Annotated in this window: 14 protein-coding genes; 4 read left to right on the top strand and 10 right to left on the bottom strand. The window is 59.2% G+C overall.

Annotated elements, in window-relative coordinates; all coding sequences use genetic code 11:
- The first annotated feature begins 200 nt into the window (after nucleotides 1–200).
- On the top strand, nucleotides 201–992 hold the full coding sequence (locus G5179_RS06850; RefSeq protein WP_216952848.1) for a cytochrome C assembly family protein: 792 nt from the start codon (nucleotides 201–203) through the stop codon (nucleotides 990–992).
- Between the two features lie 42 nt (nucleotides 993–1,034).
- A complete protein-coding gene (locus G5179_RS06855) occupies nucleotides 1,035–2,315 on the top strand; it encodes an HlyC/CorC family transporter (protein ID WP_005348906.1) in 1,281 nt (426 codons plus the stop codon).
- A 40-nt stretch (nucleotides 2,316–2,355) separates the two neighbouring features.
- Here G5179_RS06855 and G5179_RS06860 read toward each other — a convergent pair whose 3' ends face one another.
- On the bottom strand, nucleotides 2,356–2,826 hold the full coding sequence (locus G5179_RS06860) for an Rrf2 family transcriptional regulator (RefSeq protein ID WP_005340388.1): 471 nt from the start codon (nucleotides 2,824–2,826) through the stop codon (nucleotides 2,356–2,358).
- 111 nt (nucleotides 2,827–2,937) lie between these two features.
- Between G5179_RS06860 and hmpA the strand changes: the two genes are divergently transcribed.
- Complete coding sequence (hmpA, locus tag G5179_RS06865) at nucleotides 2,938–4,131, top strand: NO-inducible flavohemoprotein (protein WP_421258088.1); 1,194 nt, start codon at nucleotides 2,938–2,940, stop codon at nucleotides 4,129–4,131.
- Nucleotides 4,132–4,230: 99 nt separating this feature from the next.
- Here the strand turns inward: hmpA and G5179_RS06870 are convergent, their stop codons facing one another.
- The 6 genes from G5179_RS06870 to G5179_RS06895 all read right to left on the bottom strand — a co-directional run bounded on the left by G5179_RS06870 (nucleotide 4,231) and on the right by G5179_RS06895 (nucleotide 9,190).
- Nucleotides 4,231–4,815 (bottom strand): tetratricopeptide repeat protein, encoded by a 585-nt coding sequence (locus G5179_RS06870; protein WP_026034955.1) that lies wholly within the window; start codon nucleotides 4,813–4,815, stop codon nucleotides 4,231–4,233.
- Between the two features lie 395 nt (nucleotides 4,816–5,210).
- Nucleotides 5,211–6,146: a malate dehydrogenase gene (gene mdh / locus G5179_RS06875; RefSeq protein WP_421258089.1), complete on the bottom strand. Its 936-nt coding sequence runs from the start codon at nucleotides 6,144–6,146 to the stop codon at nucleotides 5,211–5,213.
- A 221-nt stretch (nucleotides 6,147–6,367) separates the two neighbouring features.
- Complete coding sequence (artM, locus tag G5179_RS06880; protein WP_005348902.1) at nucleotides 6,368–7,030, bottom strand: arginine ABC transporter permease ArtM; 663 nt, start codon at nucleotides 7,028–7,030, stop codon at nucleotides 6,368–6,370.
- Nucleotides 7,031–7,033: 3 nt separating this feature from the next.
- Entirely contained in the window at nucleotides 7,034–7,684 is a 651-nt protein-coding gene (gene artQ / locus G5179_RS06885) for an arginine ABC transporter permease ArtQ (protein WP_043826111.1), read from the bottom strand.
- A 3-nt stretch (nucleotides 7,685–7,687) separates the two neighbouring features.
- Nucleotides 7,688–8,425 carry a transporter substrate-binding domain-containing protein gene (locus tag G5179_RS06890; RefSeq protein WP_019445594.1) on the bottom strand — a complete coding sequence of 246 codons (738 nt, stop codon included), beginning with the start codon at nucleotides 8,423–8,425 and terminating at the stop codon, nucleotides 7,688–7,690.
- A gap of 24 nt (nucleotides 8,426–8,449) precedes the next feature.
- The gene (locus G5179_RS06895; RefSeq protein ID WP_005357971.1) at nucleotides 8,450–9,190 is read right to left on the bottom strand and encodes an ATP-binding cassette domain-containing protein; all 741 of its coding nucleotides are present in this window, start codon (nucleotides 9,188–9,190) and stop codon (nucleotides 8,450–8,452) included.
- A gap of 201 nt (nucleotides 9,191–9,391) precedes the next feature.
- Here G5179_RS06895 and argR point away from each other — a divergent pair, with 201 nt between their 5' ends.
- Nucleotides 9,392–9,862, top strand: a complete 471-nt coding sequence (argR, locus tag G5179_RS06900) for a transcriptional regulator ArgR (protein WP_005340378.1) — start codon at nucleotides 9,392–9,394, stop codon at nucleotides 9,860–9,862.
- Between the two features lie 90 nt (nucleotides 9,863–9,952).
- Here the strand turns inward: argR and G5179_RS06905 are convergent, their stop codons facing one another.
- The 3 genes from G5179_RS06905 to G5179_RS06915 form a co-directional block, all read right to left on the bottom strand.
- Nucleotides 9,953–10,858 carry a Dyp-type peroxidase gene (locus G5179_RS06905; RefSeq protein WP_421258090.1) on the bottom strand — a complete coding sequence of 302 codons (906 nt, stop codon included), beginning with the start codon at nucleotides 10,856–10,858 and terminating at the stop codon, nucleotides 9,953–9,955.
- A gap of 103 nt (nucleotides 10,859–10,961) precedes the next feature.
- Entirely contained in the window at nucleotides 10,962–11,996 is a 1,035-nt protein-coding gene (locus G5179_RS06910) for an ABC transporter ATP-binding protein (RefSeq protein ID WP_421258091.1), read from the bottom strand.
- Nucleotides 11,997–12,078: 82 nt separating this feature from the next.
- A complete protein-coding gene (locus G5179_RS06915; protein ID WP_323930865.1) occupies nucleotides 12,079–13,704 on the bottom strand; it encodes an iron ABC transporter permease in 1,626 nt (541 codons plus the stop codon).
- Between the last annotated feature and the right edge of the window lie 2 nt (nucleotides 13,705–13,706).

The following is a 13,706-nucleotide window of genomic DNA, read 5'->3' on the forward strand; positions in this document are numbered from 1 at the left end:
ATTCCGGTTCTTGGCGTAATAAATGGGGGGCATTATAACCCAGAGCAGCCGCGAGGACGATTATTCACCGCACCGTCGCTCATCTATGCTTCGTCCCTATATATGGGCGGATCGGCCATTGCACAACTGGCGAGCACATCTTGTGCAAGGTATACTGCTCCTCTTATATCCCTAAATGCTTGTGTAACAACGACCTGGTTATGATCGTGATCTCTGTTCTGGCCCTGGCGTTTTATCTGCTGGCCATCATCGCCTCACTGCACCTGCTGCTCAATGCCAAACAAGTCGGGTACACCCCCCTGTTCGCTTGCGTGGGACTGGCACTGGTAGCCCATGGTGCATCTGTTGCCAGCGAAGTAATGGTGACCCATTCCGGTCAAAACCTGAGCATGCTCAACGTCGCCTCGCTGGTGAGCCTGATCATCAGTTGCTTCATGACCTGCGTCACCCGTCGCTTCAACGGCTGGATCCTGCTGCCGGTAGTCTATAGCTTCTCGGCCCTGTTGCTGGCTGCCAGCGCCTTGATCCCGGGTCGCTACATAACCCATCTGGAGGCCCATCCCCAGCTGTTGCTGCACATCGGCCTCGCCCTGATGGCCTACTCGGTATTGATGATCGCCTGTCTGTTTGCGCTGCAGCTCGCCTGTCTGGACAAGCAACTAAAATCTCGAAAAATCAGCAACCTGCCAGCCATGCCGCCACTGATGACAGTGGAGAAACGGCTGTTCCAGTTGATCTCTGCGGGAGTGCTGCTGCTGACACTCTCCATCGCCTCCGGCCTCTTCTTCCTCGAAGATATGTTCGCCCAGGGCAAGTCTCACAAGGCAGTGCTCTCCATCCTGGCATGGTGTGTCTACGTGTTGCTGCTGTGGGGTCATCACACCTATGGCTGGCGCGGCCGTAAAGTCATCACACTCAGTCTGATTGGCAGCTTCATCCTGACTCTTGCCTACTTTGGCAGCCGCTTCGTCAAAGAAGTGCTGTTGAGCTGACACCTATACTCTTTTAGCCATACCATCCAACAGGAGCCCTTTTTGGACAGCATCTCAACGAGTACATTACTGATTGTTCTCGTTATCTTGATCCTTCTTTCCGCCTTTTTCTCCAGTGCCGAAACCGGCCTGATGTCCATCAACCGCTACAAACTGCGGCATCTGGCACAGACCAAACACAAAGCCGCACGTCGCGTCGAGCAACTGCTCGCCCGCCCCGATCGCCTGCTGGGACTGATCCTGATCGGCAACAATCTGGTCAATATCCTCGCCTCCGCCATCGCCACCATCGTCTGTATCCGGCTGTTTGGTGATCTCGGGGTCGCCATCGCCACCTTCGGCCTGACTCTGGTGGTGCTGGTATTCGGTGAAGTGACGCCAAAGACCCTGGCAGCCATGTTTCCGGAGAAGATCGCCTATCCCGCCTCCTGGATCCTCAAGGGGCTGATGGTGCCGCTCTCGCCGCTGGTCTGGCTGATCAACGGCATCACCAGCGGCCTGCTCAAGATGCTGAAGATCAATCCCAACAAGGATGACTCCCTCAACACCGAGGAGCTGCGCACCATAGTCAATGAGGCGGGTAACCTGATCCCCCAACGTCATCAGGAGATGCTGCTGAGCATTCTGGATCTCGACAAGATGCTGGTCGAGGACATCATGGTGCCACGCAGCGATATCTACGCCATCGACATCAACGATGACTGGAAGAGCATCCAGCGCCAGCTGGCCCACTGCGCTCACACCAAGATCCTCCTCTATCGCGACAATATCGACGACGTTGTCGGCTTTTTGCACGCGCGCGATGCCCTGCGGCTGGTAGCCAGGGATCAGTTCAACAAATCGAGCCTGTTGCGGGAAGTGGACGAGATCTACTTCATTCCGGAAGGAACGCCGCTCAACGTGCAGCTGGCCAAATTCCAGCGCAACAAGGAGCGAATTGGCTTGATCGTCGACGAATACGGCGATATTCAGGGGCTAATCACTCTGGACGATATTCTGGAAGAGATCGTCGGCGACTTCACCACCTCCATGACGCCAGCGCCGAGCGACGAGATCCATCCCCAGTCAGATGGTTCTTATCTGGTCGAAGGCTCAGCCAATATTCGTGAGCTGAACAAGGAGATGAACTGGCATCTGCCCATCGATGGCCCGCGTACCCTCAACGGCCTGATCCTCGAATATCTGGAGGAGATCCCCCAGCCCAACATCGGGATCCGGCTGGCCGGTTATCCTATCGAGATCCTCGATGTGGAGAACAACATGGTCAAGATGGCGCGGATTATGCCGGCATCGTACCGGGCGGAATCGGATTCGCAAGATTGAAAAAGGGCTGCCAGTGGCAGCCCTTTTCTATTGCTCATCGTCATTGCTCATCTTCATCATCCGGCTCCAGCACCAGCGTCGGGATCAACTCGCCGAAGACCCGTTGCAGCTCGTCACGGTTGGCCAGCAGGTCTTGCAGCGTATAGCTGTCCATCACCGCCAGAAACGCATCCATCGCCTCTTTCAGCGCACTCTTGAGCAGACAGACAGAGACGATGTGGCAAGCGGGCGAGCCGCAGTCAATGCCGTCCAGATTGCCTTCCAGCGCCCTGATCACCTGCCCGATATTGATGGTGGCGGGATCGCAAGCCATGCGAATACCGCCATTCTTGCCCCGCTGGGATTGCAGATAGCCCAGCTTCACCAGCTGATTGACCACCTTCACCATGTGGTTGCGGGAAACGCCATACAGGGCCGATACCTTGGCAACGCTCGACAACTCCCCTTCCGGCAGGGTGGCAAGATAGAGCAGGGCTCTCAATCCAAAATCTGTATAACTGGTTAGTCTCATAAAACCTGATTAGCGCGATGCGAAAAGTGGAGTATTGATTCAAATCAAATAAACATCTAGGATGACACTTATTAAATGGCATTTTATATGTTCAATTAGAACGAGGCCCCTATGCTAGATCAAACCACCGTTGCCGTCATCAAAAGCACCATTCCGCTGCTCGAATCGGCAGGCCCTGCCCTCACCCAGCACTTCTATCAGCGGATGTTCAGCCATAACCCGGAGCTGAAAGATATCTTCAACCTGGCCCACCAACGCAGTGGCGGCCAGCCGCTGGCCCTGTTCAATGCAGTCGCCGCGTATGCCAAGAATATCGACAATCTGGGAGCACTCGCCGGTGCGGTCGAGCGGATTGCGCACAAACATACCGGATTCCTGATCCAGCCGGAACAATATCACATTGTAGGTAGTCATCTCTTGGCCACGCTCAAAGAATTGGGCGGAAGTACGGTCACCGACGAGGTGCTGGAGGCATGGGGCAAGGCGTATGGCGTGCTGGCCGACATCTTCATCGGCCGAGAGCAGGAGATCTATCAGGAGAAGGCCAATCAGGATGGCGGCTGGCAAGGTACCCGCACCTTCATCATCAAGGAGAAGCGAGCCGAGAGCGACCTCATCACCTCCTTCCTGCTGGCGCCGGAAGATGGCAAGCCGGTACTGACCTTCAAACCGGGCCAATATCTCAGCATCAAGCTGGTTCACCCCGAGCTGGAATATCAGGAGATCCGCCAATACTCCCTCTCCGATGCCCCCAACGGCCAGGATTACCGCATCAGCGTCAAGCGTGAGCCGCAGGGTCAGGTCTCCAACCTGCTGCACGATCACCTGCAGGCGGGTGACAAGATCGAGGTGATGCCCCCTACCGGCGATTTCTACCTGAAAGCCGACAGCCAGACCCCGGTGGTACTGCTCTCAGCCGGTGTCGGCGTGACGCCTATGATGAGCATGCTCAACCAGCTGCTGGAAAGTGCTCATCAGGCCGAGATCACCTGGCTACACGCCTGCGAACAGGGCGCTGTACACGCCTTCCGGGAGGATATTCAGCAAAAATCCCGCCAGCATCCCAACTTGCTGAGCCGGGTCTGGTATCGGGAGCCGGAGGCCAGCGATGTACAGGGTGAAGATTACAACCTGGCCGGCACCATGGATCTGACTGCCGTGAAGGATCGCATCACGCCAGAGGCCCACTACTACTTCTGTGGCCCTGTCGGCTTCATGCAAGAGATCAAGCGGCAGCTGCTGGCTGCTGGGGTACCAACGGGGCAGCTCCATTACGAAGTTTTTGGCCCCCACCAAGATCTCTAAAGCGCGGGCAGCCATATAACAGAGGGAGGTTCCGGCCTGTCATGGCACGGCGGCTGGAACCGGACCCACAGGTGCAGATCTGTGGGTCATTTTTTTGGATCAGTGCATCGCCTTGGCGCGGGCCACCACGTTGGCCGGCATCCTGTTGCCAAGACGGTTGAGCAGACTCGCCGCCTTCTGGTGCAGCGCCTTGTCACCTATGACGGAGCCATGGAGCCAGCGATAGGCGTCCTCATAATCGAGCGGACTGCCCATCCCCTGCAACAGCATCTCGACCCACTCGATGCGAGCCCGCAGAAAACCGAGGCTGGCCGCCTCGCGCATCAGGGTCTCGGCTCGCACCAAATCCTTCTGCACCAAAGTTCCTTTCCAGTAGTAGCGACCCAGTTGCTCGAGCGCCGGCGCCAACCCCTGATTGGCCGCCTCCCACATATATTGCACCCCGAGCTCGGCATTGGATTTGGTGCAGACACCCCACGCCAGCATATCCCCCCAGAGGAATTGATAGGCCGGGATCTTCATCACCGAGGCGCGCGCTTCGATATCCTGAGTCAGCTGACAGCGATCCTGCTTCACCTGAGTGAGGTGGCGCCCCTGCTCAATCCAGTTGAGCAGCTCGTCCTGACGATAGAGCGGCACCGCCTGCAACTCGCCTGCGGCCAGAGGTGCGGGAGGCGCAACCACAGCAGCAGGTTCCGCCGGTTTTGGCAGCGGCGCGTCCCCCTCGCCACTGCTGGCAACGGGCGTGACCGGCTCGGCCGGAAGCAAGACGGGGACGGCCTCAGAGGGCGCTGGCGTAGCAGCAGAGACAGGCGCCGTTGCCACCGCAGCACTGCTTGTGGTCGGTACCGATGCAGTTGCTGCAGGCGCATCGCTCGATACGGCAGCCGATACCGCCTCGGCACCATAGAGGGGCGCGGTGAATGCACCGACAAGAACGAGAAGGGTAAGGGGTTTCATCATAAGGATCTCCTGCTGCACTCTGTTATCGGCACCAACCCCCATCCCCTTAGCCTGCCGGGCGGATCTCATCAATACAAAAGGGAGCCGAAGCTCCCTTGTTGGCACGGTTGACCCGCTTACTTGACGAAATCGACACCCAGCTGGATATCGGCTTTCAGGGTAGCCAGCATGCCTTCCATCGCTTCCTGCTCGAAGGCGCTCAGCTTACCGTAATCCAGTACGGTTTCGACGCCATTCTTGCCCAGCAGTACCGGCTGCGCGAAGAAGGTGGCGTGCTCGCCGTTGCCTTCAACGTAGGCGCACTCAACAACGTTGGCTTCGCCCTGCAGACCCTTGATGAGGGAGAGACCGAAACGGCAAGCCGCCTGACCCATGGAGAGGGTCGCAGAACCGCCACCGGCCTTGGCTTCAACCACTTCGGTACCGGCATTCTGGATGCGCTTGGTCATGGCAGCCACTTCTTCAGCAGTGAAGGAGGCACCTGCAATCTGGGAGAGCAGCGGCAGAATGGTGACGCCACTGTGACCACCGATCACATTGACGCGAACCTTGTCGATGTTCAGCTCTTTGGCAGCGGCCACGAAGGTCTCGGCGCGGATCACGTCCAAAGTGGTGACACCGAACAGACGACGCTTGTCATAGACACCGGCTTTCTTCAGCACTTCGGCGGCGATAGCCACAGTGGTGTTGACCGGGTTGGTGATGATGCCGATCAGTGCTTTCGGGCAAGTGGCCGCGCACTTCTCGACCAGATTCTTGACGATACCGGCGTTGATATTGAACAGGTCGGAGCGATCCATCCCCGGCTTGCGTGCCACACCGGCGGAGATCAGCACCACATCGGCCCCAACCAGCGCAGGAGTCGGATCTTCACCGCAGAAGCCCTTGATGGCGACGTCGGTAGGAATATGACTGAGGTCAACGGCCACACCCGGAGTAACCGGGGCGATGTCATACAGGCTAAGCTCGGAGCCAGCCGGCAGACGGTTTTTCAACAGCAGAGCGAGGGCTTGACCGATGCCACCAGCGGCACCCAGAACGGCAACTTTCATGATCAACTCCATGTTTAAGCGTAGGTTTAAGGTTGTTTGTTGTTGTGCGCCCAACCTTAATGGATCCCCCCATAAAAAACAATCTGATAACAGTTGCAGTCACGGGTTCTGTGAGCCACGAAACATGCGGGAGCAAAAATTGGAGGGAAATACAAAAAATTGGAGGAGAAGCACAGTTTTTCTGCACTTCTCCTTACCATAAAGAGGTAGATTTGAAGGTCTCAGGATTGGAATGCCAGCGCCCGTTTTTCACACCAGCGAAAACCAATTGTTAACAATCCGTTCATCGCCAGATAAAGCCCGCCTGCCACCCCGAACACCGCCAGGGTATCGTAGGTCTGGGCGTTCAACCCCTGCGCCAGCCCCATGATGTCCATGATGGTGATGGTACTGGCGAGGGAGCTCCCCTTAAGCACCAGAATCACCTCGTTGGAATAGGCAGGCACCAGATGACGGGCGGCATGGCGCACCTTCATCCACAAGGTCTGGCGGCCGTTAAAGCCAAGCGCACGACACGCCTCTACTTCACCGGCCGGGATGGCATCAAGCGCCCCCTTGAACAACCGGGTGGAGTAGGCCGCGGTGTTGAGACCCAGCGCCAGCACGGCGCAGAACCAGGGCTGCTTGAGCAGCGGCCAGAGCGGGCTGGCTTTCAGCCACTCGAACTGGCCCGGCCCGTAGTAAATCAGGAAGATCTGAATGAGCAGCGGCGTACCGGTAAAGAGCAGCACCCACAGCTGCACCAGCTGGGTCGCCACCGGCAGGCGCAGCTCCAGCACCCAGGTCATCAGGGCCGCCAGCACAATCCCCAGCAGCAGGCTGAACAGGGTCAGCTCCAGCGTGGTGACCAGACCGCCCAGCAACGTAACGAGATACTCTTGCATCAGTCAGCCTCCGTAGCGGCGGGTGTAGCGGGCAGCCAGCCCGAGGCCATATTCACTCACCAGACTGATGGCCAGATAGATGAGGGCCGCGGCGGCATACCAGGTGAAAGGCTCATAGGTACTGGCCGAGGCCATCTGTGCCTGACGCATCATCTCGTTCACCCCGATAAGCGACACCAACGCGGTATCTTTCAGCAACACCAGCCACTGGTTGCCGAGGCCCGGCAAGGCGTGGCGCCACGCCTGCGGCAACACGATGCGAAAGAAGATGTGGCTCTTGCTCAACCCCAACGCCAGCGCCGCCAGCCGTTGACCTGAAGGCACCGCATTGAGCGCCGCCCGCAGGGTCTGGGTCGCATAGCTGGCGAACAGCAGGGAGAGCGCCAGCACGCCACAGGCGAACGGGCTGAACTCCACATACTCGCCAGTGATGAGGAACAACACCTGGGTCGAGCCGAAGTAGATGAACAGCACCACCAGCAACTCGGGCAGGCCACGGATCAGCGTGGTCAGGGTGGCCACCGGCCACACCAATGCACGCTGCTTGCTGAGCTCGGCGGCACTGAACGCCAGTGCCAATACCATGCCCCCGACCAGTGATGCCAAGGCCAGCCCGAGGGTCATCCAGGCTGCATCCAACAACAGGCTCAACATGGCTTACTGCGCGAAGTATTTGTCGAAGATTTTCTGATAGGTGCCGTTGGCCTTGATTTCGGCCAGCCCCTTGTTCAGCTGGGTCAGCAGCTCCTGATTGCCCTTGGCGACCGCGATGCCAAAGCCGGTACCGAAGTACTTGGCATCGGTCACCGGCGCACCCACCACCGCATACTCCTTGTGCTGCTTCAGCCAGTCGGCAGCAACGGCGGTATCGGCAAAGACACCGTCGGTACGGCCATTCATCATGTCGAGGAAGGCGCTCTGGTAGCTGGCGTACGGCACGGTCAGCAGGCCCTTGCTCACCCAGTTATCCACCAGATAGGACTGGTGAGAGGTACCGTTCTGCACGCCGACTGTCTTGTCGACCATCTCTTCCGGCCCCTTGAAGGCCCCTTTCTTGGCGACGAATACTGCCGAGTTCTCGTAATAGATGTCGGAGAAATCGACCTGAGCGGAGCGCTCCGGGGTCACGTCCATGGCGGCGATGGCAGCATCGTAGCGACGGAATTTGAGGCTGGGGATCAGGCTGTCAAAGGCCTGGTTATGGAAGCTGCACTCCAGCTTGGCCTGCTCGCAGATGGCGCGCGCCAGATCGATGTCAAAACCCTGAAACTCGTTCTTGTCATCCAGGTATTCGAACGGCGCGTAGGTGGCCTCGGTGGCGAACTTGATCTCTTTGGCCATGACGGAGGTACTCAACAGGCCCATGGCAGCAACCAACAACAGACTCTTTTTCATGACAGCTTCCTTATCGATTCAATATCAATGCATCAAGAATTCGGCAAACCGGCTGGTTTGCGGGGATTGGAAAATGGCAGCGGTGCCGGATTCGATGATCCGCCCCTTCTCCAGATAAATCACCTGACTGGCCACCTTGCGGGCAAAGTCGACCTCGTGGGTCACCACAACCTGGGTAATGCCGGTCTGGCTCAGGTTACGGATGATCTCGGCCACCTCCTTGGTGATCTCGGGATCGAGGGCAGCAGTCGGCTCGTCAAACAGCAGCACTTCCGGGTCCATCATCAGGGTACGGGCAATGGCCACCCGCTGCTGCTGGCCGCCAGAGAGACGGGCAGGCCAGGCATCGCGCTTGTCGGCCAGTTGCAGCTGGGCCAGCAGGTAGGCCCCCTTCTCGATGGCGGCCTCCTTGCTCATGCCGAGCACCTTGACCGGCGCTTCAATCAGATTCTCCATCACAGTGAGATGTGGCCAGAGATTGTACTGCTGGAACACCATCCCCACCTTGCGACGCAGCAGTTGGGACTGGCGGTTGAATTCGGCAGCAGAGAGGGAGTTCGGGAAAGAAAATTCACTTTCACCAATCCGCAGAACACCCGCATCCGGGGTATCCAGCAGGTTCATCATCCGTAGCAGGGAACTCTTGCCAGCACCGCTCGGGCCCAGCAACACCAAGGTTTCACCGGGGGATGTCCGAAAGCTGACCTGTTGCAGAACCGGCACCTTGTGCCAGGACTTCTCGATACCTATTAATTCAATACCCATACAGCCCAATTGAATAAGTTTTCAAAATTTCATCCCGATTCTATCCCTAATAAAGGTTGATGCAAGCCATTTTTGAATCAATATGCAGAACAAGCGCCGCTTCCTTGCAAAAAACGGCATATGAATGCAAAATGGCCCCGCTGTTCGTATCTGCCGCCTGTATCGCACAGGCCGCCACACCTCCTCATTCGTGAGACCAAGATGAAACACAACGACAAGCAAGAAAAACTGGCCAAGGCCTTTAAAGCCTTGCTGAAAGAAGAGCGCTTTGGCTCCCAGGCAGAAATCGTCACCGCCCTGCAAGAGCTGGGCTTCGAGAACATCAACCAGTCCAAGGTATCGCGCATGCTGAGCCGCTTCGGCGCCGTTCGCACTCGCAATGCCAAGATGGAGATGGTCTACTGCCTGCCGGTGGAACTGGGCGTGCCCACCACCTCCAGCCCGCTCAAGAATCTGGTACTGGACGTCGATCACAACGGCGCACTGGTGGTGATCCACACCAGCCCGGGCGCAGCCCAGCTGATCGCCCGCCTGCTCGACTCCCTCGGCAAGGCAGAGGGGATCCTCGGTACCATCGCCGGTGATGACACCATCTTCATCACCCCGACCAGCGACACCGATATCGAAGAGCTCTACCTCTCCGCCCTCGAGCTGTTCGAACAGACGCCGTAATGGCCGCTACCGCGTCATAGCGGTCAAGCCAGAACGAAAAATCCCGGCCAAGGCCGGGATTTTTGTTTTCTGCAGCTTCGTCAGGCGGGCTTATTTACCCTGCTCCATCAAAAAACCTTCAGATGGGGCGAAGAAAGCCGCGCCGGTCACTGCCTTGGTGAAACGCAGCAGGTGGTCGAAGTGGCTGCCCTCCCCCTTGTACATGCTGGCCAGCATGGCGTTGAAGTGCTGCGGTGTGCGGCAGCAGGAGATGAAGTAGAGTCCCTGCTCGGTCATGGTGCCCCAGGGCATGCTCTGGCGCAGGATCTCCATGGACTCCCCTTTCGGGGTTTTGAGGTTGACCCGCTTGATGTGGGCTGTCAGCGGCTTGGCGGCAGATTCATACTCGATATTGTCGGGCTTGGTGCGACCGATAATGTCTTCCTGCTCTTTCTGCGCCAGCTTCTCCCAGTCGCTCATGGCGTGGACCCAGCGCTGGACGTGAATATAGGAGCCACCGGCAAACTCGCCATCGGCCAGCAACGCCACTTCGGCACGGTGTTCATCCTGCGGGTTCTCGGTGCCATCAACGAAACCGGTCAGGTCACGGAAATCCAGGTTGCGGAAACCGCGCACCTCTTCGGCCAGCTCTACCAGTCCGGCCAGCAATGCCATCACACGGTGACCGGCGTGGTGCAGCACATCCACCCGATCGGCGCGCAGCTGAATAAAGAGATCAAACGGGGTGTTGGGGGCATCCTGACCGTTGGCGGATTGCGCCATAAAGCCGCGTAACTGGGGCGGACGGGCGGCAGGGTAGAGACCATCCCAGGCATCGGCGCCAACGGCAACCAGACCGCTGAACCCGGCATCAGGGAAATCGGCGGCAACCGCCTGCCACAGGGCGGGCAGTTTGGCCAGACGGCCGACCAGTTCGGCGGCGTCGCCGGTGCGATTGAACATCAGATAGAGGGCGTGCAGATTCGGCTCTGCGCAGATCCCGGCTTGGGCTTTCATATATCTCTCCCCTGAGTAGGCGTTAGCGTTACGGGCTATTTGCGTTGCGCGATTATAAACCAGAGTGGATCCAGTTCTTTGATTTCACGACGATATCACGCGTTCAGGGCAAAGGGTCAAACAACACCAGCCCATGGGGAGCGACCTTGATCCGTGCCCGCATCCCATCAAGGGGCTCACCAATGCTCGCCTCCAGCTGCAGATCGCCACACTCGAACAGCACCCGGCAGTGGTGGCCGAGGAACTGCTGCTCCACCACCTTGAGCTCGCCATCTGCGGCGCTCTCCAGCAGCAGTTGCTGGGGGCGGAGCATCAGCTGCAACTGCTCACCCACTGCGCGGCCATGAGGCTCACTGCCACAGATGACCCCGAGCGCCGTCTGTACGCAGTAGCTGTCCACTACCTCGGCAGCCAGATAGTTGACCCCGCCGAGAAACTCCGCCACGAAGCGGTTTTGCGGGCGGCGATAGAGCTGCTCCGGCTGACCCACCTGCTCGATATGACCGGCGCGAAACAGCGCCAGCCGATCGGCGAAGGCGAACGCCTCCTCCTTGCTGTGGCTGACGAAGATGGCGCCGATCCCCTGCTGCTTGAGCAGGGCGCGGATCTCGAGGATCAGCTTCATCCGCACCTGGGTATCGATGTTGGAGAAGGGCTCATCCAGCAGCATCAGCCGCGGCTTGCACACCAGCGCCCGGGCGATAGCCACCCGCTGCTGCTGACCACCGGAGAGCTGGTGCGGATAGCGATCCCCCAGCCCCTGCAGATTGACCAGCGCCAGCGCCTCGCCCACCTGCTGCTGGCGGGCACGGCGATCGAGTTTGGTCAGGCCAAAGCCGACATTGTCGGCCACCGTCAGGTGGGGAAAGAGGGCGTAATCCTGAAAGATCATGCCGATGTTGCGCGCCTCGGGCGGCACGCTGGCACCCGGCCCGTCGAGCAGGGTATCGCCGAGGCGAATAGAGCCCTCTGCCAACGGCAGCAGCCCGGCGATGACCTTGAGCAACGTGGTTTTGCCGCAGCCACTGGCTCCCAGCAGGCAGACGATCTCGTTGTCTGCCACCGTCAGGGAGAGCTGCTCCAGCACATTGCGGCCGTTGTAACGACAGCTGACATTTTCAACCTGCAAACAGGACAAGGCTGACTTCCTCTCGTTTCTGGCGGCGCGCTGCCTTTCGGTTCAGCACACCGCATGCAATTTCATTGACCGACGCGGCGACTCAGTGGCCCGGACTGTCCAGACTGCGGTTGACCCAGATCAGCGGCAACAGCCCCACCAGCACAATGACGATAGCCCCCAGCGCGCCACGCTCCAGCATCTCGTCCGAGACAAACTGATAGACGTGGGTCGCCAGAGTATCGAAGTTGAACGGCCGCAGCAGCAGGGCGGCGGGCAGCTCCTTCATGGATTCGATAAACACCAGCATGGCACCGGCAAACAGACCGCGGCGCACCAGCGGCAGATGGACCCGGCGCAGCATGCCGCCATCCCCCTGCCCCAGGGAGCGGGCAGCCATGTCGAGACTGGGGGAGATCTTGCCCATGCTGCTCTCCACCGAGCCGATGGCGATGGCCACGAAGCGTACCAGATAACCGAACACGATGGCGGTGATGGTGCCGGTTAGCAGCAAGCCCGGGCCCTGACGCCCGAGCCACTCGGCCAGATCGTTGATGGCAAAGTCGAGGGCGGTTAGCGGCACCAGCACACCGATGGCGAGCACGGTACCCGGCATGGCGTAGCCCATGGCGGCGATGCGCAGGGGCAACAGACTCTTTATCCCGCCATCGAGGCGGCGGAAGAAGCCGAGCAGCAGGGCGATGCCCATCGCCAGCAGAGCGGTCAGCGCCGAGATAGCCAAGCTGTTTCCGGCAAAGCGGACAAACTCCGGCGTCCACGACAACTCGAAGTAACGCACGCCGTAATCGAGCAGGATGATGAACGGCAGAGCGAAACCGGCCAGCACCAGCCCCCAGCACCAGAGACCCGCCAACCAGCGGCTCATCCCCTTGAGCGGATAGCGCAGAGGCTGCTCATGGCCCATGGACTTCTGGAACACCTGCTGCCGACTGCGCGAGCGGCGCTCCAGCGCGATCAGCAGCACTACAGCCAGCAGCATCAGGCAGGAGAGCTTGGCCGCGGTGGCCAGACTGCCATAGCCGAGCCAGGTATCGTAGACCGCCGTGGTCAGGGTGTTGATGGCAAAGAAGTGGACGGTGGCAAAATCTGCCAGCGTCTCCATGGCCACCAGCGATACCGCCACCATGATGGCGGGGCGCGCCAGCGGCAGACTGAGGCGGCGAAAGCTCTGCCAGGGGGTACAGCCGAGCAGGCGGCTGGAGTGGATCAGGCTGACTGACTGCTCGAGAAAAGAGGCGCGGGTTAGCAGATAGACATAGGGGAACAGCACCAGCGCCAGCACCCAGGCGGCGCCGCCAAGGGAGCGAATGGCCGGAAACCAGTAATCGGCAGGACTGTTCCAGCTAAAGAGCGCTCGCAACCCGGCTTGTAACGGGCCCGAGTAGTCGAGCAGGTCGGTATAGACGTAGGCGACGATATAGGAGGGCATGGCCATTGGCAGCATCAAGGCCCACTGCAGGGCACGGCGCCCAGGCACCTGACACATGGCCACCAGCCAGGCGGTGGGTACGCCAAACAGCAGGCTGAGCAATACTACGCCGACCACCAGCCCCAGGGTATTGCCGAGATAATCGAGCAACACGGTATCGGCGAGGTGGCGAAACAGCTCCCCCTCAGCCGAGAAGGCAGAGAAAAGCAGAGCAATCACCGGTAAACCCAGCAGCAGGGCGATGGCCCAGCTGCCGGTCATCCATCCAAAATTTTTCATGA

Origin of the sequence: Aeromonas sp. 600886 (assembly GCF_049174935.1) — a bacterium.
Classification (GTDB): Bacteria; Pseudomonadota; Gammaproteobacteria; order Enterobacterales; family Aeromonadaceae; genus Aeromonas; species Aeromonas veronii_A.